31 protein-coding genes are annotated in these 23,272 nt (G+C 57.3%); 13 read left to right on the top strand and 18 right to left on the bottom strand.

Annotated elements, in window-relative coordinates; all coding sequences use genetic code 11:
• The first annotated feature begins 12 nt into the window (after nucleotides 1–12).
• Together PCAL_RS04440 and PCAL_RS04435 are read left to right on the top strand one after the other, a co-directional pair.
• Nucleotides 13–417: a translation initiation factor IF-2 subunit beta gene (locus PCAL_RS04440; protein WP_011849519.1), complete on the top strand. Its 405-nt coding sequence runs from the start codon at nucleotides 13–15 to the stop codon at nucleotides 415–417.
• Nucleotides 417–1,244, top strand: a complete 828-nt coding sequence (locus PCAL_RS04435; protein WP_011849518.1) for a DMT family transporter — start codon at nucleotides 417–419, stop codon at nucleotides 1,242–1,244. The genes PCAL_RS04440 and PCAL_RS04435 overlap by 1 nt, the downstream gene beginning before the upstream one ends.
• A gap of 8 nt (nucleotides 1,245–1,252) precedes the next feature.
• On the opposite strand, the gene PCAL_RS04430 is transcribed toward PCAL_RS04435, so the two are convergent.
• The 8 genes from PCAL_RS04430 to PCAL_RS04395 all read right to left on the bottom strand — a co-directional run bounded on the left by PCAL_RS04430 (nucleotide 1,253) and on the right by PCAL_RS04395 (nucleotide 9,860).
• On the bottom strand, nucleotides 1,253–1,894 hold the full coding sequence (locus PCAL_RS04430) for a hypothetical protein (RefSeq protein WP_011849517.1): 642 nt from the start codon (nucleotides 1,892–1,894) through the stop codon (nucleotides 1,253–1,255).
• 35 nt (nucleotides 1,895–1,929) lie between these two features.
• Nucleotides 1,930–2,832 carry a hypothetical protein gene (locus tag PCAL_RS04425; protein WP_011849516.1) on the bottom strand — a complete coding sequence of 301 codons (903 nt, stop codon included), beginning with the start codon at nucleotides 2,830–2,832 and terminating at the stop codon, nucleotides 1,930–1,932.
• Between the two features lie 164 nt (nucleotides 2,833–2,996).
• Entirely contained in the window at nucleotides 2,997–5,369 is a 2,373-nt protein-coding gene (locus PCAL_RS04420) for a tRNA(Met) cytidine acetyltransferase TmcA (protein WP_011849515.1), read from the bottom strand.
• A 24-nt stretch (nucleotides 5,370–5,393) separates the two neighbouring features.
• Nucleotides 5,394–6,194: a menaquinone biosynthesis family protein gene (locus PCAL_RS04415; protein ID WP_011849514.1), complete on the bottom strand. Its 801-nt coding sequence runs from the start codon at nucleotides 6,192–6,194 to the stop codon at nucleotides 5,394–5,396.
• An 18-nt stretch (nucleotides 6,195–6,212) separates the two neighbouring features.
• On the bottom strand, nucleotides 6,213–7,016 hold the full coding sequence (locus PCAL_RS04410) for an EamA family transporter (protein WP_011849513.1): 804 nt from the start codon (nucleotides 7,014–7,016) through the stop codon (nucleotides 6,213–6,215).
• Complete coding sequence (locus tag PCAL_RS04405; RefSeq protein ID WP_011849512.1) at nucleotides 7,016–7,450, bottom strand: methyltransferase family protein; 435 nt, start codon at nucleotides 7,448–7,450, stop codon at nucleotides 7,016–7,018. The genes PCAL_RS04410 and PCAL_RS04405 overlap by 1 nt, the downstream gene beginning before the upstream one ends.
• A gap of 335 nt (nucleotides 7,451–7,785) precedes the next feature.
• Complete coding sequence (locus PCAL_RS04400; protein ID WP_011849511.1) at nucleotides 7,786–8,907, bottom strand: branched-chain amino acid ABC transporter permease; 1,122 nt, start codon at nucleotides 8,905–8,907, stop codon at nucleotides 7,786–7,788.
• Nucleotides 8,904–9,860, bottom strand: coding sequence for a branched-chain amino acid ABC transporter permease (locus tag PCAL_RS04395; protein ID WP_011849510.1), 957 nt, complete (start codon nucleotides 9,858–9,860; stop codon nucleotides 8,904–8,906). Before PCAL_RS04395 ends, PCAL_RS04400 begins: the two co-directional genes overlap by 4 nt.
• A 73-nt stretch (nucleotides 9,861–9,933) precedes the next feature.
• Here PCAL_RS04395 and PCAL_RS04390 point away from each other — a divergent pair, with 73 nt between their 5' ends.
• From PCAL_RS04390 to PCAL_RS04375, 4 genes are read left to right on the top strand one after another with little or no spacing between them, the layout of a single operon-like run.
• The gene (locus PCAL_RS04390; protein ID WP_193322905.1) at nucleotides 9,934–11,313 is read left to right on the top strand and encodes an ABC transporter substrate-binding protein; all 1,380 of its coding nucleotides are present in this window, start codon (nucleotides 9,934–9,936) and stop codon (nucleotides 11,311–11,313) included.
• Nucleotides 11,285–12,028 (top strand): ABC transporter ATP-binding protein, encoded by a 744-nt coding sequence (locus PCAL_RS04385; RefSeq protein ID WP_011849508.1) that lies wholly within the window; start codon nucleotides 11,285–11,287, stop codon nucleotides 12,026–12,028. The genes PCAL_RS04390 and PCAL_RS04385 overlap by 29 nt, the downstream gene beginning before the upstream one ends.
• Nucleotides 12,025–12,732, top strand: a complete 708-nt coding sequence (locus PCAL_RS04380; protein ID WP_011849507.1) for a branched-chain amino acid ABC transporter ATP-binding protein — start codon at nucleotides 12,025–12,027, stop codon at nucleotides 12,730–12,732. The genes PCAL_RS04385 and PCAL_RS04380 overlap by 4 nt, the downstream gene beginning before the upstream one ends.
• A gap of 20 nt (nucleotides 12,733–12,752) precedes the next feature.
• Nucleotides 12,753–12,995, top strand: a complete 243-nt coding sequence (locus PCAL_RS04375) for an Lrp/AsnC family transcriptional regulator (protein WP_011849506.1) — start codon at nucleotides 12,753–12,755, stop codon at nucleotides 12,993–12,995.
• Here PCAL_RS04375 and PCAL_RS04370 read toward each other — a convergent pair whose 3' ends face one another.
• Nucleotides 12,996–13,451 carry a 30S ribosomal protein S6e gene (locus tag PCAL_RS04370; protein ID WP_011849505.1) on the bottom strand — a complete coding sequence of 152 codons (456 nt, stop codon included), beginning with the start codon at nucleotides 13,449–13,451 and terminating at the stop codon, nucleotides 12,996–12,998.
• A 47-nt stretch (nucleotides 13,452–13,498) separates the two neighbouring features.
• Here PCAL_RS04370 and PCAL_RS04365 point away from each other — a divergent pair, with 47 nt between their 5' ends.
• Complete coding sequence (locus tag PCAL_RS04365) at nucleotides 13,499–14,131, top strand: hypothetical protein (RefSeq protein ID WP_011849504.1); 633 nt, start codon at nucleotides 13,499–13,501, stop codon at nucleotides 14,129–14,131.
• Here PCAL_RS04365 and PCAL_RS04360 read toward each other — a convergent pair.
• A complete protein-coding gene (locus PCAL_RS04360) occupies nucleotides 14,112–14,465 on the bottom strand; it encodes a hydroxymethylglutaryl-CoA reductase (protein ID WP_193322904.1) in 354 nt (117 codons plus the stop codon). The two genes, PCAL_RS04365 and PCAL_RS04360, sit on opposite strands and share 20 nt — an antisense overlap.
• A 45-nt stretch (nucleotides 14,466–14,510) precedes the next feature.
• Between PCAL_RS04360 and PCAL_RS04355 the strand changes: the two genes are divergently transcribed.
• Entirely contained in the window at nucleotides 14,511–14,798 is a 288-nt protein-coding gene (locus PCAL_RS04355; protein ID WP_011849502.1) for a hypothetical protein, read from the top strand.
• 52 nt (nucleotides 14,799–14,850) lie between these two features.
• Here PCAL_RS04355 and tpiA read toward each other — a convergent pair whose 3' ends face one another.
• The 3 genes from tpiA to PCAL_RS04340 all read right to left on the bottom strand — a co-directional run bounded on the left by tpiA (nucleotide 14,851) and on the right by PCAL_RS04340 (nucleotide 16,927).
• Nucleotides 14,851–15,537: a triose-phosphate isomerase gene (tpiA, locus tag PCAL_RS04350; protein ID WP_011849501.1), complete on the bottom strand. Its 687-nt coding sequence runs from the start codon at nucleotides 15,535–15,537 to the stop codon at nucleotides 14,851–14,853.
• Nucleotides 15,538–15,628: 91 nt separating this feature from the next.
• Nucleotides 15,629–15,955, bottom strand: coding sequence for a hypothetical protein (locus tag PCAL_RS04345; RefSeq protein ID WP_011849500.1), 327 nt, complete (start codon nucleotides 15,953–15,955; stop codon nucleotides 15,629–15,631).
• Between the two features lie 21 nt (nucleotides 15,956–15,976).
• Nucleotides 15,977–16,927: a M42 family metallopeptidase gene (locus tag PCAL_RS04340; protein ID WP_011849499.1), complete on the bottom strand. Its 951-nt coding sequence runs from the start codon at nucleotides 16,925–16,927 to the stop codon at nucleotides 15,977–15,979.
• A 506-nt stretch (nucleotides 16,928–17,433) separates the two neighbouring features.
• On the opposite strand from PCAL_RS04340, the gene PCAL_RS04335 reads away from it, so the two are divergent.
• Complete coding sequence (locus tag PCAL_RS04335; RefSeq protein ID WP_011849498.1) at nucleotides 17,434–18,099, top strand: phosphorylase family protein; 666 nt, start codon at nucleotides 17,434–17,436, stop codon at nucleotides 18,097–18,099.
• Between the two features lie 24 nt (nucleotides 18,100–18,123).
• Here the strand turns inward: PCAL_RS04335 and PCAL_RS11575 are convergent, their stop codons facing one another.
• The gene (locus PCAL_RS11575; protein ID WP_011849497.1) at nucleotides 18,124–18,393 is read right to left on the bottom strand and encodes a hypothetical protein; all 270 of its coding nucleotides are present in this window, start codon (nucleotides 18,391–18,393) and stop codon (nucleotides 18,124–18,126) included.
• A gap of 112 nt (nucleotides 18,394–18,505) precedes the next feature.
• Between PCAL_RS11575 and PCAL_RS04325 the strand changes: the two genes are divergently transcribed.
• On the top strand, nucleotides 18,506–19,342 hold the full coding sequence (locus PCAL_RS04325) for a lysine exporter LysO family protein (RefSeq protein WP_011849496.1): 837 nt from the start codon (nucleotides 18,506–18,508) through the stop codon (nucleotides 19,340–19,342).
• A gap of 221 nt (nucleotides 19,343–19,563) precedes the next feature.
• The gene (locus PCAL_RS04320; RefSeq protein ID WP_011849495.1) at nucleotides 19,564–19,731 is read left to right on the top strand and encodes a hypothetical protein; all 168 of its coding nucleotides are present in this window, start codon (nucleotides 19,564–19,566) and stop codon (nucleotides 19,729–19,731) included.
• Here PCAL_RS04320 and PCAL_RS04315 read toward each other — a convergent pair.
• The 4 genes from PCAL_RS04315 to speD all read right to left on the bottom strand — a co-directional run bounded on the left by PCAL_RS04315 (nucleotide 19,703) and on the right by speD (nucleotide 22,238).
• Nucleotides 19,703–20,269, bottom strand: a complete 567-nt coding sequence (locus PCAL_RS04315; RefSeq protein ID WP_011849494.1) for a UbiX family flavin prenyltransferase — start codon at nucleotides 20,267–20,269, stop codon at nucleotides 19,703–19,705. The genes PCAL_RS04320 and PCAL_RS04315 overlap by 29 nt on opposite strands.
• Nucleotides 20,266–20,970 (bottom strand): hypothetical protein, encoded by a 705-nt coding sequence (locus tag PCAL_RS04310; protein WP_193322902.1) that lies wholly within the window; start codon nucleotides 20,968–20,970, stop codon nucleotides 20,266–20,268. The genes PCAL_RS04315 and PCAL_RS04310 overlap by 4 nt, the downstream gene beginning before the upstream one ends.
• A 250-nt stretch (nucleotides 20,971–21,220) precedes the next feature.
• Nucleotides 21,221–21,829 carry a 6-phospho-3-hexuloisomerase gene (hxlB, locus tag PCAL_RS04305; protein WP_011849492.1) on the bottom strand — a complete coding sequence of 203 codons (609 nt, stop codon included), beginning with the start codon at nucleotides 21,827–21,829 and terminating at the stop codon, nucleotides 21,221–21,223.
• 31 nt (nucleotides 21,830–21,860) lie between these two features.
• Entirely contained in the window at nucleotides 21,861–22,238 is a 378-nt protein-coding gene (speD, locus tag PCAL_RS04300; RefSeq protein ID WP_193322901.1) for an adenosylmethionine decarboxylase, read from the bottom strand.
• Between the two features lie 284 nt (nucleotides 22,239–22,522).
• Between speD and PCAL_RS04295 the strand changes: the two genes are divergently transcribed.
• Nucleotides 22,523–23,086 carry a hypothetical protein gene (locus PCAL_RS04295; RefSeq protein WP_193322900.1) on the top strand — a complete coding sequence of 188 codons (564 nt, stop codon included), beginning with the start codon at nucleotides 22,523–22,525 and terminating at the stop codon, nucleotides 23,084–23,086.
• On the top strand, nucleotides 23,083–23,265 hold the full coding sequence (locus PCAL_RS04290) for a hypothetical protein (RefSeq protein WP_011849489.1): 183 nt from the start codon (nucleotides 23,083–23,085) through the stop codon (nucleotides 23,263–23,265). The genes PCAL_RS04295 and PCAL_RS04290 overlap by 4 nt, the downstream gene beginning before the upstream one ends.
• The last annotated feature ends 7 nt before the right edge of the window (nucleotides 23,266–23,272 follow it).

The raw sequence follows: 23,272 nt of genomic DNA, 5'->3' as shown, positions 1-23,272 counted from the left end.
ACTTTTTCCCCGATGGACGACGAATATTTGGCACTTTTAGACAGGGCGTACAAGCTAGTTTCACCAAAGGCGCAACGACGAGCTGAGATACCTAAGATAGAGGTGGTGAATATGCCCAGGAAGACGATTATACAGAACTTCGGCGCCATTGCGAAGAGGCTAAACAGAGACGTCTACTTAATGGCCAAGTTTTTCCAGAAGGAGCTGGCGGTGCCCGGCACGGTGGAGGGCGACGTTTTTACTCTCCATGGGGAAAAGTCGCCTAAGGTGGTGGAGGCGGTCTACGAGCGCTTTATTAAGTACTACGTGGTGTGTCCAGTGTGCAACTCCATAGACACAGAGCTAAGGCGGGAGGGCCGCATCTTCGTCTTACACTGCCTCGCCTGCGGCGCATCAACGCCCGTTAGACCCCTCTAATGGACCTCTTAGGGGTTCTCTCGGCCCTAGCCGCGGCCACCATCTGGGGGCTAGTGATATTCCTGTACAAGCGACACATGGCGGATTTAGACCCCGTGTCTGTAAACTTCTCCAGACTGGCCTACGTGGCTCTCTCCATGTGGCCAGCGGCCCTGTTCACAGCCCCCTCGCCGGGCATTCTAGCCGCAGTTTTCAGCGGGTTGATAACTCTCGTAGTCGGCGACAGTCTCTATTTCTATGCCATTTCCAAGGTCGGGGGGTCTATAGCGGCCCCACTGGCGTACACCTACATAATAATTGCCCAGTACTTTGCCCTACTCCTAGGCGAGTCTGTGTCCCACATGCTCTTCCTCTCCTCAATCTTAATCGTGGTGGGGGTCGCGCTTTTGACAAAAGGCGGCGAGGCAAGGCTGAGCGTGCCCGGCCTCCTGGCGGCGGCGGGGACGGCCCTGACGTGGAGCGCGGGCATGTCGGCCATAAAGCTCGCCTCTCTAGGAGGCGTACACCCAGTCGCCATAGCCTACCTAAGGGCAACCTCCGCCGCAGCCGCGCTGGGGCTTTACGGCCTCTTAACGCGGAGAATAAGAGTGGTAAAGTCCCTCCCCTTCGCGGCGGCCTCTGTGCTAGACCTAGGAGTAGGCTCGGCGTTATTCGCCCTCTCTGTGGAAAGGACAGGCCTCTCGCTGACAACAATAGTCGTCTCTCTCTCGCCCCTAATAGCACAGCTATACGCAAAAGCCACCGGCTTAGAAAGCCTCACCGCCAAGCAAATATTAGGCGGCGTAGCAGTTTTTACGGCGGTTGCAACAGCGGTGGCAACGGGATAGCCTAGCCGCTAAAAACGCCACCTCTTTCTACTTCTGACTATTGCCACTATCACCACTACGACGATCACTAAAACGATTGCAAGCAACCACTCAACTGGCGCTGTAGGGGTTGGCGTAGCGGTGGAGGTTGGACTAGGCGTTGTTGTAGTCGAGGGCGTCGTGGTGGTTGTGGCATGAGGCGGCGTACTGGTCGTCGCTGGAGGTGGGCTTATCGTCGTAGTCTGCGTAGTTTGAGGTGGGCTTGCCGTCGGAGTCGGCTGTATGGTGAAGGCTTGGTAGACAATTGTGGCTCCTGTGTCAAAGTATAGGTATAGCCCCGTCTTGTTCACAGCCACCCTCGCCGGCTGTGGCCTAGCCTCTATCACCATTACCCCGGGCGGCGCCTGTGCCACAAAGGGGCCTTCTACGGTCACGCTGTAGACTCCGCTGGAGTTGAAAAACCTCGGCACATAAACGGCCACCGCCGGCTCGCCGCCTTGCAACACGTAGAGCGTCCCGTTCAAGACCCAGGTGGGCAGAGGAGCCCCGTCGAGCGAAAAAGCCGCCACCTCAGACGCCGGAGGGACGGGAAGCGTATAATTGCCAACCAAAGCCGCCGGCAAAAACAAGAGCAAAACCGGCGGAGCAGTGAGATTGAGCAATGCCGACATGTAAGAAAGAAGGGGAGGGGTATAAAAATTGGGGTTTAGCGGCCGCGACCAGCTTGTCCTTTACCTCTTTCGACTGCTTCCCTAATTTCTCTTTCTACGATGTCTGGGCGCTCCCTTTTTGTCTTCTGGGCTATTTCTCTTATCGCCGTCAAGTTTTCAGCTCTGATGTACTTTACCACTTCGCCGCGGTTTAATCTTGCCGCTATCCATATGTCCCAGAGGGTTGAGTTTGTCTCATTTAGCCACCTCTCCGCCCGCTTTCGGACTAACTCTCGCCAAGCCAGTTTGTACTCTTCGAGCCTATCCCACAAGGCGGCCCACTCTCTCCTAAGCTCCTCCACTCTCTTCAACGCCTCCTCAATCTCCGCGTCGGAGGCATTGCCAACCGCTGTTATAATCCACCTATCGCCTTGCCGCAAAGTCCATAGAAGTCGGCGAGTGGCATTTATCCACTCCAAGTCTCTCTCTACAGCAACCACGGCCACGGGAGAGGCGTTGACTTTCCTCAAGAGTGTTGCCACGCGGCCTAACGTCTCTACTGCGCGACCTGTGGCATTGTAGGCCTCCTCTAGCCCGGTGGTGTTTAACTCTCTCAAAGTCATGTGCTGTACTTTCTTCACGTGGGCAGTCAGATTGGCCAAGGCCTTTCTCCTAATCTCCTTGAGTTCGTTGAAGACTTGCCCTGGGTTAGACACATTTAACTTTCTCAATTCTCCAACGCCTATCATTGGCAATGGCGCCTTTGTAAAATTAACTGTTCTTACCTGTTTTAGTGCTTGGTCGCATGGAATTGTGGCATTGGCCCCCGTGACGTTTAAGTAGAGCTCAATGGCCTTGCACTTGAGCCATAAGTCAAAGCTTGTGGTATTCGTATTAGTAGCGCTGGCGAACGCCACTAGCGCCACGGCCAGTACCAGTAGTAGTTTGTAGTTGGGCATGTGTCTCAACCGTACAGGGAGCTTATTTAGACTACGCGAGGAACAAAACGCGGAACATGTTTCTACAAACGCGGAACAAGCCGCAGAGGCGCAATGCTACGCCGCAAGAGACGGGGTTATATACTCAGCGCTGGGCTGTACATATTAGGCGTCGGCTTTCGCCACTAGTCTTTTTCTCGCCCTTTGACTGTCCCCACGACGAATAGGGGCACTTCGAATTCTCCTCCGTAGTAGTAGAAGAGGAGGACTTTGGCGATTTCTCTCAAGATTAGCATTAAGTCTCCTCTGCGTAGCCCGGCGGCTTCTGCAGCCTCTTTCCAAGGCCTTGCTTCTAGCACCTTGCTTATCAACGCCCTCACGGCTGGTTCGGGGAGAGTTGGCCTCCGCTGGCGCGAGCTGTAGAAGTACTGGGCCACTAGCGTGTAGATGGCGTCTGTCACATTTTCATAGGTCATTGGCCCATATGCGTATGCCACAAGTCGGTCCAACTGGTTTTTCGAGAGGGCTATTGCGCCGTCTATGTCCCACCCCCAGTCCTCGAGGAGTAGCTGGACCTCGGAGGGGGACATGTCGTTGTATGGGCCCATGAGGGAGTGGATGAGCCTCCTCCTGAACTCAACGTTGGCGTATTTCACAAAGGCCTCTGCTTTCTCGTTAAGCGGCTTTACCAACAATACACTGTACTCCCCTGAGGTGGGGTTCCGCTCCGGCGAGAGGTGTATTGGGATGTACCCATTCCTAATCCAGAACTTCAAGAGGCGGTCGTATACGCCGAACCCCACGCCGAGCCAGTCCATCCCCAATGCCCTAGCCTCTTCCTCCAGCTTCTTGAGCATAAGAGTGCCCAGTCCCATGTCCTGGAGCTCTGGGTGTGTGGCTATTCTGACTATGCGCCACCCCTTCAACTTCGCGAACTCTGGCAACCGCCAGTACTTTAGGAACCTGTCCGGTATTATGTTGCCGGGTAGCTTCAGCCCCCTAAGCGCCTGGTCTATAGACGCGTCGTCCAGCGCGCCTTCGAAGGCAAGTTCCACTGAGACTACTACTTTTCCGTTGGGAAGCGCCAGAGCCCTGGCCGTGTGGTGGGGGGCGTCTAGCAACATGCCCAAGTCGTCTGGCTCGTTCCGATAGTGGGCTTGGACGTAGATTCCGAAGAACTGTCTAAAAGTCTCCTCGTCTCTCATCACGTCCTCCTCCTTGAGATACACCACGTTGCCCGCCTTAGCAGCCTCCACGTCGGCGGGCTCTATCTTGGCAGGCTCGGCGTTTAGGAGGAAGGCGTCGAAAAGCCACTCCTCCACGGGGTCGCCTCTGCCGTAGCGGATGGGCTCCTCCATCTCGAATATGTGCACGTCTGTGTCCTTGGACTCCCTGAGGTATTTGAGGAACCGGATTGAGAAGCCCCGCCCTGCCCCCTCGTAGCCGTGAATCGTAGTGGCGAACACCAGTCTGTCGAACTTCTTATGCACCGCGTATAACACGGGGAGCGGCACTGCCGCGGCCTCGTCCACTGCGACTATGTCCGCGTTCTCCCTCTTGAGCAACATGTAGGGCGTGACCACGTCTACGAAAATGCCCCGGGCCTTAATCGCCCTAATCTCGCCCCCCTCCCTCTCCACCCCGGGCTTGTAGCCAAGCGCCTCGAGGCCCTTAATTACAAACTCCAGGAGAGTCTCTAAGTTGGAGTACTCCATGGCCGACACCACGATCTGCACCCGGGCCTTCGCCTTCCTAAGCTTGTGCCCAATCCCGGCGAGGCCCAGCCCCACCGCGGCGCTCTTCCCCCTCCCCCTATCCGCTATGATGACCAACGCCTGCTTCTTCTTAGGCTTGTTGTAAAACACCTCGAAGAGCTTGAGCACCTCCACTTGGTCTTGCGTTGCGGCTAGGCGGTAGACCTTGAGCGGCAGAACCGCCTTATCGGGGGGCTCAGGCCGCTTGGGCTCATACGCCTGTGCCTCCTCTATGCCAGAGGACTTCAGCAGGGCCCTTTTGTCGACGTCGTAGATTACGACGCCTTTGTGGCTGTAGAAGCTGCGCCACACCCGCTCCTTCAGCCTATGCCTAATGTCGTTGGGAGTAAACTGCGGCACGAGGAGAGTGGCTTGGAACTTTGTCACATAGCGCTTCCAAGCGTCTAGAGGCATCATTAGAAAGACATAAAAGCCGCCGCCCCGCACTACTCCGCCAAGCCGCCCAACGTCGTTAGGCTTGAGGTCGTTTACAAGGTCTAGCACGGCGAAGTCGTACGTAGTGCCCAGTATCCGGGGGGTGTCCTTGTAAGGCCTGAAGTCCACCTCCAGCCGAGAGCCCTCCACTGCGTCCCTAAAGTAATTCATCCGCTTATTCGCATCCGCGAACTCGGGCTGGAACATGTACAGCCCCTCCCCCCCGCCCCCAGCCGCCTCCCACCCCCTCAACACCTCCGCTGCCGCCTCCGCCAAGGCCCTGTCGTCTGTGCCAACAAGCACAAATAGCCTCCTATGTCGCGCCGCCTTGGCCAACTCGGTCTCCCTCTTGGCGAGCTCAAAGAGCACGGCTAATACAACCCCGTAATAAATTTAGATGTACTCCACTTCGCAAGGTGGTGCGTGTCCCGCCTCGGCGGCCCTCTGGAGAAGTTCTCTAATGGCTTTCTCCCCCACCGCGCCCATGTCCCGCGTGTAGGCGTTTACATACATGTCGACAAATTTGGCCGTGTCCTCCAGGGTAAGCCCCCTGGCGAAGCGCTGTGCATACCTCAGCGCCTCCTCTCTGTGCTCGTCGGCGTATCTTATGGAGTCGGCCAGCGCCTTGGCGATGGTGGCCGCCATCTCTCTGCCGAGGGCCTTGCGCACCACGTCCACGCCCAGCGGCGTGGGGAGGCCCGTCTCGTGCCGCCACCACTCCCCCAGGTCTACAACCTTGCGGAGGCCCCACCTACCGTAGGTGATCTGTCCCTCGTGGATGACTACGCCGCCGTCGACAACCCCCGCCGCCACCGCGTCAAGGACTTTGTCGAATGGCACCTCCACCGTCTTGACCTTAGGCATGGCGAGCTTGAGCAGAAGCGCCGCCGTCGTGTAGCGGCCTGGCACGGCGACCCACCGTAGCTCGCCTGTCTCTCTGGCAACGACCACTGGGCCGTAGCCGTCTCCCATGGAAGCCCCAACTCTCATCACGTAGTACCGGCCACATATGTAGGCCAGCGCGTGGACGCTCACGGCGGTCACGTCCAATAGCTCCTCCATGGCCAGCTTGTTTAACGTCTCTATATCGGCGAGAAATTCCACGTACGGCGCCGGGAGCTTCACGGCGCCAGCGGCAATGCCGTAGAACATATAGGCATCATCTGCGTCGGGGGAATGCGCAAGCTTAATCATGGGCGAGAGAAGCCGCGACTATTTATTGCTTAACGCCAGCAACGTCGCCGCGGTAATAAGGCCGTATGCGACCAGCGTGTAGACACCTGGGATTTGGCCGAAGAGCAAGGCGCCCCAGACAGCGGCTAACACTGGCTCAACAGAGGCAATCACAGAGGCCCTGGCCCCGCCGACTCTCCCCACGGCTGAGGCGAAGAGGATGTAGGGGACGAGGGTTGTAAATATGCCCATGTAGAGACCAGCGGCCACGGCAGTTGGGGTGGGCGACTTGTGGAAAGTCGCGAAGTATGCCAGGGCAAGGGGCGCCGTGACTAATGGCGTATATATCATAGCGCCTAGAGACGCCGCTTTCTCGCGCCCTGCCTTGGCGAGCCTCCTGGCGGTTGCAATGTACAGCCCGTAGAAGGCCCCCGAGGCGAGGCCTGCGGCGACGCCTATGGGCGAAATCTCCCCGTGTAGAGAGGCGAGTAGCACGACAGCAACGGCGGCTACAACAAGGGCGACACCGGCGAGGTCGGCCCTGCTTGGCCTCTCGCCCCACAGCGCCAAGGCCGTAGTAGTCCAAAGAGGAGCCGTGTACAAGAGATACGCCGCGGGCCCCACGCCGGCGAACAAGGCCGCCGCAGGATACGCTGAAAAGAGACCTCCGAGGAGGAGGCCGGGCACTAAGCCCGCCCTATTCGCCGGGGCTCTCAATGCGGCCGCAGCAGCCGCGGCCACGATGGACCGAAAAAACGCCAGCCAGATGTAGTCTCTCCCCCACACAGACGCTACGCCTATTGTAGACCACAGCGCAGCGGCGGCTAAAATCCTGGCGCTCACTACAACGCCCAGTCTTCTCCTGCGTCGAAGTCGATTGTCTCCTCTGCCTCGCCCATCGCCAACTGCCACAGAGCCAGGTCTATAAGCCCAAGCGCCAGCAGAACGGGGAGCACGGAGACCACTGGGCCTAGGAGGGCCTCCGCCTCCTCCTCTCTCCCGGCGCGCCTCAACTCCGCTGCCTTCTCAATTTTCTGCTCTACGTCCCGCTTCCACTGCGCAAAGACTTCCCACCCCCTCTCCGTGAGGGCATAGACCTCCTTCTTGAAGAAGAGGCCTCTCTCCTTCCTCTCCACTAGTCCATACGCCATTAGGGTGCCCAGCAGAGCCTCGGCGTCGTGCGGCTCTATGTCGAGCTCTGCGGCAACTTCTTCAGCCGTCTTAGCGCCGCGTGACAACACTGCAAGGACCGCGTAATGGTGCGGCTTTAGCTCCATGGAACAAAAGACAAAAATATCTATAAAAGGTTGTGGCCGTGATGTGAAGCGGCTGCTATCCGAGCTGTGAAGAGGATGGGACGAGCTGATCATAAGCGGCAAAGGTCCCCACGACCACCTTCGCCTTGCCCCGTGGTCATCAACACCGCGCTTTTCAGTGCCCTGTATATATAGCGAGCCGCCACGAGGCTACTAGGGCCTACGGCCCTGTTTTCAAGTCTTATGTAAGCCCTGCCCCCCTGACGTTCTACCTCGTGTACATTTGACGCCGGAGGGCGCGTCTCCGCCTATCCACACAGCCTTTTTGTCCATAATTGACGTTCTAGTGGGTCCTCTTAACCCCCGGCGTCGCCTTTACTACCTGAAATAGCTCCACTGCCGTGTTGCACTGAGGGTTTTGTTAGAGGCTTGGCCTCCTCTGGGACAATGCCTCTGGGCGCGGCAATTATTATGGCGAGGGCCAGAGCGCCGAAGAGCATGTAGCCAAGCCACACGGGATCGAAGCCCACGACGGCGCCTATCTCGTACTTATATACGTCGAGGAGGCGGTATATGGTGACAAATATGAGGACGCCGTTTGCCACGCCTAGGTTGTTGCCCATGCCTCCCAGTATCATGATTAGCCATGGGTAAAAGGTGAAGGTGACTCTCTCAAACCCTCTGGGGTGGACCGCACCGACGTAGTACGCATACAAGACTCCGGCCACGGCGGAGAGGGCCCCGCCCACGGCCATTGTCCAGCCCCTCAGCTCCGCCGGGTCTCTTCCCAGAACTGACAACAGCTCGGGGTCCTCTCTGTGTACTCTCAAAGCCCTCCCAAATGGTGAGTTCCCAATCTTCTCCACAAGCGCATATATCAACATCGCCATGGCGAGGGAGATTGCGGCTGCGCCGACGGCCCTGGCCGCGCCGCCTCCGAAGAGCTTCTCATAGAGGGGAGGCGCCGCCACACCTAGAGTGCCGCCAACGAGAGGTTCATAGTTCAGCCCCACGTAGTAGGCCACGTCGCCGAAGGCCAAGAGAGTTATGGCAAGGTAGTCCGCCGACGGCCTCCTCGCCGGCAGAGAGGTGAGGTACCCCACCGCGGCTCCCAACGCGGCGGCCAAGAGAAAGGCGATGGCCAAAAGGCCTGCGGCTTGGCCTGGGCTAAGCAGGCGGGAGAGGGCGGAGACTGCCGCGGGGTTGTCCGCCACGTAGTCCAAGCTCTGCCCAGTAATAAGCACTGCGAGTCGGCCCACAACTCCGCCTGCCACGTAGGCCCCAAGGGCAACTGTGAGCACTCTGCCGAAGTTTGGAATTCCCGCGATGCCCGCTTCCAAGTTCACCGTGAGGGTTATGGCCAGGTATATGGCCAGGTCCACGGCTGTCGTCAAGAGGTAGCTCTGCCAATTCCTTCCCGTGGCTGCCACCAAGGCCGCTCCGAGGAGATATACGACGAGACCTACGACTTGCCTCATTTCCCTAGGAGTCCCCTAGGCGATATCAATAGGACGGTCGCTATTGCTAGGAGGGGCACCAGGGGGCGGTACGCAGTGATCTGGTACTGCGGTATGCCGAAGGCCCAGTTAAGAAGCGTGGCGAACTGTAGCGTGGCCAAAGTCTCGACGAATCCCATTAGGAAGCCGCCGGCCAACGCGCCGTAAATGCTCCCAAGGCCCCCCGCTATGCTTGCTGCGAAGAAGCTCGCAAGCATGAGCCACCCCACGTCGGGGGTGGCCTCTATGTATAGCGGAAGATATACTCCGGCCACTCCCGCGGCGGTGCCGGCGATGGCCCACGCGATGGCATAGGCTCTCTCCACGTTTATCCCCAGCGTCCTGGCCAAGTCCTCGTTCTCTACTGCAGCTCTCAGCGCGGTTCCAACCTTGGTTTTTAGAAACAGGTACAGGAGTAGGGCAAACAGCGCAGTGGTCGCCGGCGCGATTATGTAGGCGCCGGGTACAGAGGCGATGGTCACGTCGTAGGGCCTCAGAGTTATGCCTCTCATAAATATCCCCATGGACCTGCCCGCCCAGTCGGCGTACGCGTTTAGAAGGCCTATGTAGATTATGTTGAAGGCCATGGTTGCCATCATCATCACCTCTGCTTGCGTCCCTCTCTTGTAGAGGGGGAGGAGGACTAGGTAGAGCGCCAGGGCTGAGACTACGGCAAGCGGCACGCCAATCAAGAGGGCGTAGTAAGTCGGCTTGCCAAACGCTTGGGCCACAGTCAGCGCCGATACGACGCCGACGTTTATCAAAGCGCCATGGGCGAAGTTGGGCACCTTCGTGGTTTGATATGCCAGAGTTAGCCCAAGAGCCGCAAGGGCTAGAATTGAGGAGTATAAAACTGCGTCAGCTGCCTCTCTTGGCCAGAAAAAGGCAGAAAGCCCCGCCCACGCGGCGAAGACTAGGGCAACAGTCTTGCGCATTGACGCCGTGAAACCCGTACATATAAACATTCCCCTCAGACAAAACTTAAAAATAGAAAGTTTTATAGGGGAAATGAACAGGGGAATTATAATAGGGATAGTTGTTGCAATACTCATATTAGCGGGTTTGGCGTACTTTTTAGCTTTACAAGCCCCTCCGCAACCCCCTACGCAGACGCCAAAAACAACCACAACCCAGCCTACGCCCACTAGCACGCCATCTCCCACGCCTACCTCGCCGGCCACGTCTCAGTACAAGTGGCAACTAGTCGGCATGTACATCTCAGCGGAGGATAAGGTGGCGAGGGGGACTCCTCCGCCGCAGACTCCTCCACAAGGCTACCTCACTCCGGTCATCGTAAATGTGCAACCCACCCAGGCGCAGACCGTGGTTGAGATAGGCGTCTTGCAACCGCTCAGCGGGAGACTTGCCTCTCTGGGCGAGTTGGCCGCCGCCGCGGCTAGACTGGCGGAGCAGGATGTGAACGCGTACTTGACTAAGATAAATGCCACGTTTAGGGTGAGAGTCGTGGTCGCCGACACGGCTGCGGATCCCACAAAGGCCCTTGATCAAATGAAGGCTCTTCACAGCCGCGGCATAAAATTCTACATAGTTAGAACGTCGGGCGAGGTCCGCGCCATGAAGTCGTATGCGGATGAGAACAAGCTCCTCGTCATCTCTGTCTCCTCCACTGCCCCGGCCTTGGCTATACCTGGCGACTACGTCTTTAGGCTCCCGCCAGACGACACGAAGCAGGTTAAGGCTATTTCCAAGGTGCTTCAAGACGACGGTATTAAGGCTGTTGTGGTAATTTGGAGGAACGACGACTGGGGCAATGGGCTGGTGAAGGGTCTCGAAGACATGGCGAAGTCCCGGGGCTTTGAGGTCATTAGGGCTTCGTCTTATGACCCGCAGAAGGGCGAGTTCTCCACTGAGGTCAGCGTGTTGGCCCAGAAGGTCAAAGACGTTGTTGCAAAATATGGGGCAGACAAGGTGGCCGTCGCGGCGTTTGGATTCGCCGAGCTGCAGACCATTTTTATAACTGCGAAGAACTACCCAGAGCTTGCACAGGTTAGGTGGTATGGGGCCGATGGAAGTACGGGGCTCTCCGAGCTCCTTGTCCCAGCGGCGGCGGAGTTCGCGGTCAAGGTAGGCGGCTTTGTGAGCCCCAAGTTTGCCCCAGCGCGGAGCGTATACTACGACCGGGTGCGCAACTACATATTAAGCGAGTACAAGAGAGAGCCTGACTCATATGCGTACAACGCCTACGACGCCGTGTGGCTAATAACATATTCAATACTTCAAGCGGGCTCAGCCGACAGCGAGAGGGTGTGGCAAGTGTTTCCGCAGGTGGCGGCTAAGTACTTCGGCGCGTCTGGCTATACTAAGCTGAACGAGGCTGGGGATAGAGAGAGCGGCGACTATGAAATCTGGGCCATTGTTAAAAGCTGAGCGCATCGTCAAGAGCTTTGGCGGGTTGAGGGCCTTAGATGGAGCCACCGTGGAGGTGAGGGCGGGCTTTTTTACGCTGGTGGCGGGGCCCAACGGCTCTGGCAAAACTACTCTGATAAATGTCATCACGGGGGTCTTGAGGCAGGACGGGGGGCGCATATTCTACAAGGGGCGCGACATCTCCCACACGGCGCCGTTTGAGAGAAGAAGGCTCGGCATAGTCCGCACGTTTCAGACGCCGAGGGTTGCGCAGAGGCTGTCTGTGTTGGATAATGTAATCATGGGAGTGCTGCAGCGCGAGACGCCCAAGTGGTGGGGCTGGAGGGAGGCCGAGAGGAAGCTTGCCGACAAGGCGTATGAGGCGTTAAAGCTCGTGAATTTGGCTCACATGTGGGATAGGCCTGCTGGAGAGCTTAGCGGCGGTCAGCTCAAATTGCTAGAGCTGGCAAGGGCCCTTGTGGCAGAGGCAGAGGTGATACTCCTCGACGAGCCGGGGGCAGGCCTTAACCCCGCCCTGGCCCGGGAGTTATTTGCCGCGTTGAGAGCCGTGGCGCAGAGGGGCGTGGGAGTCATGGCCGTGGAGCACAGACTCGACATAGCTCTCGACTACGTGGACTACGCCTATTTTATGCATGAGGGGAAGGTCGTAGTGGAGGGCGCCCCCAGCGAGGTGTTTAGACACCCCCTAGTGGCAGAGGTCTACCTAGGCCAATGATAGCAACGAAGGGGCTAGACGCGGGGTATGGCAAATTGCAGGTTTTATTCGACGTCAATTTTAAGGCGGAGCAGGGGGCCATAACCGCGGTGGTGGGGCCCAATGGCAGCGGCAAATCCACTCTACTGAAGGCGATAGCGGGCATTGCTAAGATTTTCCGGGGAGTTGTGGAAATAGGCGGGGTTGACGCCACGCGCATAGCGCCGCACGAGAGGGCGAGGCTGGGGCTGGCCTACCTACCCCAGGTTAAAAACGTCTTTCAAAACCTCACAGTGGAGGAGAATCTGCGCATGGCAGCCTACCACCTTGACAGCAGGGAGTATAAGGAGAGGCTTAGGGAAATCCTCGAGGTGGTGCCGATTGGGGGTTTGTTGCATAGGAGGGCGCTGGAGCTCAGCGGCGGATGGAGGCAGATGGTGGCGGTTGCAATGGCGCTGATTAGAGGCGCCAAGTACTTCATGTTCGACGAACCCACGGCCCAGCTCTCCCCCAAATTCGCCGAGGAGGTGTTGAACCTTGTGAAAAAGTTGGCGGAAATGGGCTACACAGTGGTGCTCGCTGAGCAAAATGCGAAGAAGGCCCTTGAAATTGCGCACAGCTGCTACCTGCTGGTGTCGGGCAAAGTGGCCTATGAGGGGCCGCCCTCTGGGCTACTGGCTAGGGCAGATTTGGCGGAGCTGTACCTGGGAATAAAAAGCATTTAAATTGGGTATTTGTAAGTACCATGGTCGAGGCGTTTGTGTTCATAAACACTGAGATTGGCGCAGAGGACGAGGTTATGGAGGCGTTGATAAAGTTGCCCGAGGTGAAGGAGGCTATGATAGTGTACGGCCCCTACGATGTCGTCGTTAGGATCTCCGCAGATACGGCCGAGAATTTGAGGAAGCTCATCAGCGAGAAGATTAGGAGGATGCCAAAGATTAAGAGCACTACTACCTTGGTTATAGCCAAGTCAATTGTAAAATAGCTACTGGGAGGCGGCCGCCTCCTCTGTTTTTCCGCCCTTCAGTTTTTCCAACTCCTTAGCTCCAAGAGGTATTGCCGGAGGTCCGCTGTAGCCCTCTGGATAGACTAAGACTGCGTTTATTTGCACAATTGAGTCGGTTATTGTGTCGCCTCTCACCAGCTTCTTCTTTCTCATACCCCTCTTCCGCGGCCTATAGCCCGGGGGCCCGTCGGCCAGGATGTACCTCTTGACGGGGCCTGGGACGCCTGGGTGCATTGGCGCGCCTTCGACGCCGCTTCCGCCAGTTATCCTTATTTTGACGCCCTTTGGAAGCTCTATCAGCTCTTTCAACACGGTGCCGTCTATCTCCTCGCCTATTCTAAGACCCACAAATCGCTGTGCCAAGGGATCTTTTATCTCGAACTGCCTAGCCTTGCCCGAGAGTGGGTCTGATAGCACCAGCTTAAACGTCGGCACGTCCCCCTCGCTATGCCTAGTTTATAAATATTTTTTCTCATTGGGCTGTGGAACTGATTGTGCCCCTATGCGTGCCGTGGGGAGAGTTTCAAGAAGCCACTATCATAATTAGAGAGAATGGCGCAGTGGCCGTGGGCCGCACAGCGGGGGGCTTTGACGAGAGGGTCATAGATTCTCCAGAGGCGTTGGAGCCCCTAATTAGGCCCTACCTAGAGCTGTACGACTACCTCGGCGCAGAGATAGGTAGAGTACTCTCCCTCGACTATGCGCCAGGGGAGAGGGGGGACGTGTTTACGTGGCTTAGGAACCACGTGTCCTTTATAGACGCGGCCAACGGTAGATGGGGTCGCCTGGCGGACAGGATGGGCCCCTTCTCCGTGAGAAAACACGTCAAAAAAGTCTACATGCCGTACAGCGGCCACGCTCTCACTCTGACTTATGTGGCCTACCCGTTTGAAGACGCGGTCGTGGCGGCGGAGAATAAGGGGAAGGTGATGGCGATCGGTAGCGTGGCTGTCGAATGGGGCGGCGTGAGAGTGGCCTCCGCGGGCATTAGGACCATAGCTGGGGCACTGCTTCTAGCACAAGCGGCGCCGGAACTGTCGAACGAATTGAGCGAACTAAAAAACGCGTTGGAGAGGTTTGTGGAAAAGTTTAGGTCTATCTCACCGTGTCAGTGATGTCGAACGCCAAATCGCCCCACTCCTTAGTCTTAGCCCTTATGTCAATACGATGGGCGCCTGGGGCGAGAGTCACTCCCGCTAGTAGAATGGTTACTTCGTCTCTTACGGCGAATCTCTGCCCGCTTGAAGCCAGCTCGCCAACTCCCCTCTTCTGTCCTCCGGCTATTACGTAGATCTTCTCGCTGGGCACCTTTTGCCCGTCCACTGACACTTCGAGCCCAACAACCGTCGCCGGGGCCAGCGAGTTCTTCAGCTTAAAAGTTGCCCCCTCCGGGGTATTCGTCAGACTGCCTTGCACATACAGCTGTCTTAGTACTGCAGGCGGTAGCATGACCACTATGGAAAACACATATATATACGTAGTTTAGCCAACTAGGTGAAAAACATTTACATCCCCCTGGAAAAGCTAGACAAATTAGGCGAGCAGTATGAAGTGCGGCGTGTGGGGAAAGAGGTTGAAATCGTATTTACAACGCCATCCATAGCCGAGGCGGCCTCAAACCCGGAGCTCGGCGCTGAGAGGAGGCGCATTATCATAAGAGGGGTAGTCAGCGGCGACGTTGTCAAAATCGCGGAGGCGTACGTAGAAGACGAGGCTGGGAGAAGGACGAGGGTCGACGTAGGAGAACTAGAGCTGTGGGCCGAATATGTGAAAAACTTATAAACATAAGCGCATAAATACGCACCCCGGATGGGGGCGGATGAGCGGCAGACACCTAAGGCGGCCCTGCCGCGACCAAGGGCTTTGCCAGCTCCATAATCTTCTGATAGGGGTCTTTAGCCTTGACCGCGGCGCTTGCGAGAAGGACCCCCCTTGTCCCAAGCCTGAGCGCGGCCTCCACGTCTTCTCCACTTTCAATCCCCGCGCCAGTTATCACGGCCACATTGGGGAAGTGGGCAGAGACGAGCTCAACCGTCTTTACCACAGTCTCTGGCTTGTACTTAGACACGGCGCGGCCTGTGCCAATGAGCTCCGGCGGCTCTACGGCGACGGCGTGAGGCCCCAACGCCGCGGCCGCCAGCGAGGTCAGAGGGTCTGGCGCACAGACAACGACGTCTAAGCCCATCGCCTTTCCGCCCTCCACGTACTTAGCCAAATCGTTGAGCTTGAGGGGTGCCTCGCTGTGGTTCAAGATAACCCCCACCGCCCCCGCCTCCCTCAAGTTCTCAAGAGCCACATGCGCTGTGTAGGCCCCAGCCTTCTCTACGTCGACTCCCTGGGCATACACGGGGATGTCTACCGACGCCGCTACAAGGGCCAGCTCGAGGTGGTTGGGCGCTACCGCTATACTGACGCCAAGTTCCTTAGCCACCTTCTCCGCGGCCTTGGCAAGCTCCACAGCCCTCTTCCCAGCCGCCTCGCGATACGCCTTAAAGTTTATGATAAGAATTGGTAACCTCATGCCCCCGCCTGAGTCCCCCTATTAAAATGTAGCTGGTGAAGCGTTATGCCGATGTTTAGCCCCATTTGCGGCGCCCAAGCGCAGAATGGGCCTACTGTCTCGCCAAAGCCACCGCCGTGAGTATTGACAAGATGAGGAGGTATGCCAAGAGGGGGACATGTTCAAGGGCAAGAGGCGCCCAGCCGGTGGTGGGCGACCACACGCTTCTAGACACTCTGCCGGCATTAAAGGCGAGGAGAAACAGCAATATGATGAGCGACGTCCGGCTCCACCGCCTCGCCAAGGCCAAGGCCAGCGCGGCGTAGGCCGCCGCCAGCGCCAAGTTCTCTGCCACGAGGAGCGGCGGGAGACCCACCGCGTTTATCCCCAGGTAGGCCACCGTTAGGAGGACGAGCAGGGCTATTAACAGCCTCCTCATAAGCCGAAAAAGAATTCTGTTTTAAAACAGTTCCTCGGCAAGCGCCGCAATGAGCTCCACTGCGTATTTCAAGTCGTCCCTGTGGGCCATCTCCACAGGCGAGTGGGAGTACTTGGTCAATATCCCAATTGCCACAGCCGGCACGCCGGCCATGAAAAAGGCCGCGGCGTCGGTGCCCCCGCCGCCTGAGCCCACCTGAATCGGTATCCCCCTCCTCTTGGCCACCTCGAGAACCCTCTTAGCCAGCTTGTTGTTATACGCGCCGTAGCTGTCGAAAAGGCGGAGGACTGGCCCCTGCCCTGGCTTCACGCTCCCTGTCCAATTGGGGTGGCAACATGCCATGGTGTCTACTACTATTACCGCCCGCCCCTCCAAGCTCCTAGAGAGAGCGCGGGCCCCCAACAGCCCCACCTCCTCTTGCACAGTCCACACGTAAGTAGCCTCTACGCCCTTTCTATACGCCTCCAGCAGAACCCAGCAGCCAGCTCTGTCGTCGAGTGCTGTGGCAGACACGTAGCGCCCCACCTCAGCATACCTCCTGGCAAACGCGGCAGGTGTCATGGGGCCTATCCCCATGGCCTCCACCTCTTGCCTACTGGAGGCCCCCACGTCGATGTAGAGGTCTTGCCACGTCACCTGCTGTTGCTGTTGCTGAAAGTGGGGCGGCGCCACGCCTATGACCCCCTCGACGCGCGTGGACTCGTTGTATAAGACGACGGCGGTGCCTGGGAGAATTCTGTCGTCAACGCCCCCCACCTTTCTAAACTTCAGCCTACCATCCTCTTCGACAGACGTGACGAGGAGCCCCACCTCGTCCATGTGAGCCACAAACGCCACCTTAGAACGCCCCTTAGCCACCACGTTGCCAAACTCGTCCACCTCCGCCTCCTTAACTACGCCAGTTATAACGCGCCTAACCTCATCCTCAAACCCAGACACGCCCAGCGCCTTAGTCAAAGTTTCCAACTCCATGGCGTAGATATACGAGCTCTTTATATTTCATTGGGCCGAGAGGCCTTGCGCAAACTCCCATTTTCTACTGAGCGGGGTACGACGTCCCCAGCCGCCCTTGGCGTCTGCGCAAGTTTGCAACAACGACGCCCCAACTAGCCGCCCAACAATGGCCAAGCCAGGAAACCTCTGGACATTCAGCTACGGCAAGCCTTGCTAGAAGGCGTAAACCCATTAATTGCCTCAGACCTGAAGGAGCCCTATGCTGGCCGCGAGAGAGGACATGGCAACGATCTCGTGTTCGCGGAGAGGGAGAGGGGTGGCTGGCGCGAGGCTGGGCAGAGCCTCGCCCCTTAACACCTGGCCTCGTAGAAATGCGTCTTAGACTGCGGTCGCTGTGACTGTTAGCCCATTCGCCTCATTTCAGGGCCCCACTAGACGTCCAGCACACGACCGCCTTAGTCCAGTTGGAGAAATGCAAGCCCACGTTTTCCGTCACACTTTTGAACACGGGCTATTTATAACTCATGCCTTACCACATTTGGGCAAAGGAAGGGGATATTGCGCCCCTCGTCATCGGCGTGGGGGATCCAGGGAGGGCTGAGCTCTTTGCCTCGCTGATGGAGGAGGCCCAGCTTGTGAATAGAAACAGGTTTCCCGTCTACACTGGCTGGGTTGGCGGAAGGCGTGTCACAGTAGCCGTACACGGCGTTGGCGCCCCCTCGGCGGCCATCGTCCTAGAGGAGCTAAAGATGTTGGGTATGGAGCGCTTTGTGAGAATCGGCACCGCTGGGTCCTTTGGTGACCTGCCCGTGGGCGCCGTGTTGGTGGCCGCGGCGGCTTCGGCGTACCCCGGCGGCGTCCTCGGCGCGTATTTCCCCGGCGCACTGCCGCCCCTGGCAGCCGACCCCGAGCTCACTCTGAGGCTCGCGAAGGCCCTCAATGCGCCAGTGGGGTACGTGGTCTCGAGTGACGCCTTCTACGCCGAGGATCCCAACTTCGCCGAGTATTGGAGACACAGAGGCGCCATGGCGGTGGAGATGGAGTGCGCCGTAGCCATGGCCCTCGGCTGGGCCAAGGGGTTTAAGACTGGCTGTGTCCTTGTGGTGTCCAACGTAGTGGGCAGGCACGAGGTCGTAGACTTGAGTCAGAGGTTCGTGGAAGTATTCAAGAGGGTGGCTGAGGTGGCCTAGTCGGCTCCACGTATTCGTCACTTGTCAGCAGCGACAGCCGCCCTCACCAAGCACATACTCTATGTAGTCTCTTAAACATTTTCTGCACAGCACGAGCTCTATGCCGTTGCCAACTCTGGCGTATCCCACCTCTTCTACCCTCCCGCCGCAGAGGTGGCACTTGGCCCTCGTCACGCTTAGGAGTATTTTCAGCTCACTTTCAGAACCCTCGTAATACTTTAGACTTCCCAGATTTAGAAAGCGTATCTTTCGCTCTTTTAATACTTTCAGTGAACTCCCCCTCTCTCTCACCACGTCTTTATTTGTATTTTTAAGCAACTATAGGGGCCGGAGTCGAGGGAAGGCGTGGGCCAGCTCGCCTCGCTGAGGTGGAATAGGCATTTTTACCCCCTGCAATTTCTGCCACGTGTTTGAGGTAGTGAAATACGTAGCGCCAATAGCGTTTGGGTATCTCATCGGCGTTATAATTAAGAAGAGGCCTCCTCAACTCCTCTTCACAGTCGTTGTAGTGGCTTTGGTGTTTTTCGTTTCTGCAAATGCGGCGGGCGTTGTCTTGGGAAATCTCGCCACGTTCCTCGTCGTGTCCCTCCTCTACGCCCTGGCCCTTGTGGTAGTCACCGCAGTCTTGGGCTCGCTTGTGGATAGAGGCAGCGCCGGGGGCTCAGTGGGGCGACCCTCTATCTCCATCTACGTGGCCACGTCGCTCGTGGCAGGGCTAGTTGTCGGCGGCTTTTACAAGGCCAACTACGCCGCTTTGATAGACCCCCTCCTGATCTTCCTCCTCCTCGTAGCTGGAATTGACATGGCCGGGGTTGGGCTTAAGTGGGAGAAGAGGGCCCTCCTGGCGCCCGCCGTGGCGCTGGCGGGGGCTGCGGCAGTGGCGCCTCTCTTCACCCTCACGCTCGGCATTACACCAGCAGTGGCATTTGGGCTAGGGTGGTACTCCTTCACTGGCCCCTACTTGGCGAGTGCCGGAGATGAGGTCGGCGGGGCCTACGGCCTCCTTGTAAACTTCTTGAGGGAGCAACTCACCTTCCTCCTGGGGCCCCTACTCGCCAGGAGGTTCAGCCGGGTCGGCGTACTGGCAGCCGGCGGCGCAACTACCATGGACAACACGCTCCCCCTCTACGTAGCCCTCTACGGCCCCTCCTTTTCTCTATACGCCTTCGCCAACGGCGTAGTCTTGACGTTCCTCGTGCCAGCGATTGTCCCACTAGTCCACACCCTAGCCCTACACCCCTAGCCCCTTGCCCTGGGAACGACCCCCGCCCGCTACGCCGTCCAGGGCTTAGGGTTCGAGCTCTGCAGTTAGAAACTCTCTCAATAGTTTGGATGAGGAGCTTTAACGATTATTCCCGTGGAGTTTTCATTATCTGGCCTCCTCCCCGCCCTAAAGGGCGGGGCTTTCCATTATGTAAAGGCGCCTATACCGTATGCGTTTTATAATAAGGTATTGTGTTGTCTGTGACTACTGTGAGAGAGCTCTTGGGCGTCTCTGCCTTTTCGCTTCTCCGCTATGGCATACATCCCGACGACGACATTTACCGCGCCATAGAGATCTTGGAACGGGAGGCTCCCCACGTAGCAGATTTGTTGAAAAGCGTCATGGGGGGTTGGCGCCTCTCCACCTAGGAGTAAAGTCGTGTCTTATGCCTAGTGCGTCTAATACTCTGCCGGCGAAGGTTGTCACTAGTTCGTCCAAGTTCTTGGGCCTTGTGTAAAAGCCGGGCGCCGCTGGCATTACCACTGCCCCGGCCAGCGTGGCCAATTCCATGTTCTTAATGTGGACTAGGGAGAGGGGGCTCTCCCTTACCACGAGAACTACCCTCTTCCTCTCCTTGAGCCCCACCTCGGCCGCTCTGACGATCAAGTTGTGTGTTATTCCGTGGGCCACTGCGGCGAGAGTCTTGGTAGAGCAGGGGACTATTGCCACCGCGTCTATTCCAAAGCTACCCGAGGCGGGGGGCGCCGTGAGGTCGTTCTCGTCCCAGACGTAGTGGGCCAGCGATTTTACATACCCCACGTCGTAGTCTGTCTCAAGCCTTATGACCCTCTCCGCGGTGCGCGAGATTGAGAGATGAATCTCGACGTCTGCGCGGCGGAGGAGCTCTAGAACTTTTATCCCATATATGACTCCAGAGGCGCCGGTGATGCCGACAAATACCTTCATATAAAGTGGTGCACCTCGTTGTCGAGCAACACGCCGTCGTCCACCTGCCTACCCCCGTGTAGTAGGTATATTTCCTTTGCCGCCACTTTAACCGTGGGCTTTGTCACTGGGGGCAGCGCCGCGGCTTGCCTCAGCAGGCTTGCCACATGTCTTAGGTAGATGTGGAAGTCTCTTGGCGTGTGTGGGATCCTTATTACTAGGGCGTGGCTGTACTTCAGCGTGGCGGCGCCCTCGGGGGTGTGTGGATGCGGCGTGATCTTCTTCACGGCTAGGGCGCTGGCCGCCGCCTCCGTAGTTGCGGTGACTTCGAACTCTCTTCCGCCTAGGAACACGGCCACTACCCGCGGCCTGGCCTTGTGGTAGAACTGCGTGACCTCTCTCGCTTCGGCGCTTTTAAGCTCTAAGAAGTCGAAATACGCCTCCCATCCCCCTCCACCTATAAAGGCTTTTTCGTTTACCACAGGGGCCGCCGCGGTGGGAGGAAGCTCCACCTGCCCCCTTTTCCACTTGTAGATCAATAGGGAGAGAAAGTTCGTCGCGGGCCAGTCGTCCTCGGAGAAGCCCGCCAATGCCAACACCTCCTCGTCTCCTCTGCCGAAGACCACGGGCCCTCCGCCGAGTAGCTTCGCCATAAGCGCTTTGACGTATCGCACGTCTGTCGTAGTTGAGGCGAGGGCCTTCTTGGGGTGTAGGTAGTACACAAAGCCCACTACAAACGGTATATAAATTGGTGGCTACAAGCTAAGTGCTGATGAAGGCAGGTGTGTGGCGACGATGAGCGCAGGTGACACGGCTGACGCCCCTGGGCCCTCTAGCGGAAATACTTCCACGAGTTGCCAAGGCTATTTGCAACTGCGTTGTGACAGTGGTGGGTCAGCCTGCCGGCGCCAATGAGTGCTTCACGCGGAGCAACTGCGCCAGTCTCCGCTGCTTGTGGAGTGCCGCGGAGGGTTAGGGAATTTCTATGTTGGCGTGCCGTTTTGCCATTTCGCTTTCGTTTTTGCCTAGCCGCTTCATGAGCTCTGCTATGACTGCGTCGAGGAAGACCATTGCGGTGTCTTCGAAGAGGGTGCCGAGGGGGGACAGCGGCTCGTGGATTCCGAGGATTTGTCTCGCGAAGTAGTCGTCCATTGAGGCCAGCTTTGTTCTACCTGGCACATAGACGACTAAGTCGGCGAGGCGTGCCAGCGGCGAGTCGTAGTAGGAGGTCACAGCTACAACCTTTGCCTTCATCTTCTTGGCTGCCTCTGCCACTGCTACTATTATCTGTGTAGCTCCGCTACCAGATATGGCGACCACTAAGTCGCCCTCTTCTACAGACGGCGTAATAGTCTCGCCTATTACGTAGGACCTGGCCCCCAGGTGGCGTAGCCTCATGGCGAAGGCGCGGCCTACGAGGCCGCTTCTGCCGACGCCGACAACAAGAATCTTCTTATTCGTCTTGTACGCGTCTTCTAGCGATTTTACAAATTTTTCAACTTCTTCCAAGTTAAGCTTTTCAAGAGCCTTCGCGATAAAAGTCGAAATTTCTATATACGCCTGTTTAAAATATGTAACCATATTTTTCAAAAACTTAGATGTATATAAAAATTTACTCGCTGTACATCGAGCGGTCGCCGAAGTACACCTCTACTCTGTGCGGCTTTAGCTTAGATACTATGTAGTCAAAGGCCGCCTTGGGGTCGGTGTGGTCGCCGCACGTATATACATCTACTGTGGCAAATCCATGCTCTGGCCAAGTGTGGATTGATATGTGACTCTCGGCCACTACGGCGAATACTGTGAGTCCTCCACTGGGGCCAAAGCGGTAGGACCCTATTGAGAGCAACATGGCGTTTGCCACACGCACAGCCTCTTTTACAATTGTTATAAGAGCCGCCTCGTCTTTTAACACCTCTCGGTCACACCCGTACAAGTTGCCGTATATGTGTCTCCCCACTACCACTCTGCCCCCCACGCCCCCCGCCATGTGCCCCACATATTCCCCAATTTAAAAGCTTAACCCCCAAAAACCCTTAGATTACTGCCTTGTACCTGCAGAAGCCCCACTTGTAGAACATTTACATAATACTATAAAAATGTAAAGGGTCAAAAGGGACTATTTTTGAAAAAGTTCTACCACTCCTCTTCCTCTTCCCACTCCTCTTCGAACTCCTCCCAGAGCTCTTCCTCCTCTTCCCACTCCTCTTCCTCTCTAAAGTACATCGGCATAGGCCCACGAATTGGGCTATTTATAAGTATTCAAACAAGGCCGTGCCTAGGGAGAGCTATGTGCAAGGGCTAGTGCAGAGGAGGGTCAAGTATAGAATCGACCTCGGGGCCCCCACCACGCTCCGGAGGTGGATCGCCGAGGAGTTTCCACAGCTTGCTAAATGGCTTGAGGAGAGGTGGGACGCAAAGCTGTGCCCGCTTCCCCAGCCGCCCTCCCTCGGCCTACTACTCATAAACTGGCGAGGGGGACACCTGCTGGCCGATGTCTCCATATGCGCCCCTGTGTCACACCCAGCCCCACCCGACGTGGCCTTCGACGTCTACTTCAAGCGCGTGGACGTATGCGTAGAGCCCATAGCCCCCGTGGCCGAGCCCGTGGAATATGTAACATTACAAATCCCCTCGGTTAAGCAGTTTGGGAGAATAACTCTGCGGGAGGGCTACGCGGTTGTAAAACACAGAGGCTTGCTCTTTGTCACCTCCGCCTTCTGTGAGCCAGAGGCCAGAGGCGGGGTGTTGCTCAAGGTGGGGAAATACCCCTGTTTCACATACCGCGTGGGAGAGGCGTTTAGGCTTATAAAGAGGGTGCTTGAGAGAAGGCGTTGAAGTACATAGCCTCTGTCTGTCCGCGCTGCGGCAAGGCAAGCGCCGCCAGGGCAAGCGCGAAGACTCACCAGTGCCCCTACTGCGGCGCCGCCTACTCGGTGGACAGTTCTACGATACTGCTGGTGGGTACTGCAAGGGAGGTGCGCGAAGCCGTTGTTCGACATAACTCGGAAAAATAGTTATTTA

Source organism: Pyrobaculum calidifontis JCM 11548, from assembly GCF_000015805.1.
Lineage (GTDB): Archaea > Thermoproteota > Thermoprotei > Thermoproteales > Thermoproteaceae > Pyrobaculum > Pyrobaculum calidifontis.
Note: the sequence above shows the minus strand (reverse complement) of the source record. Positions and strands in the feature narration are given on the sequence as shown.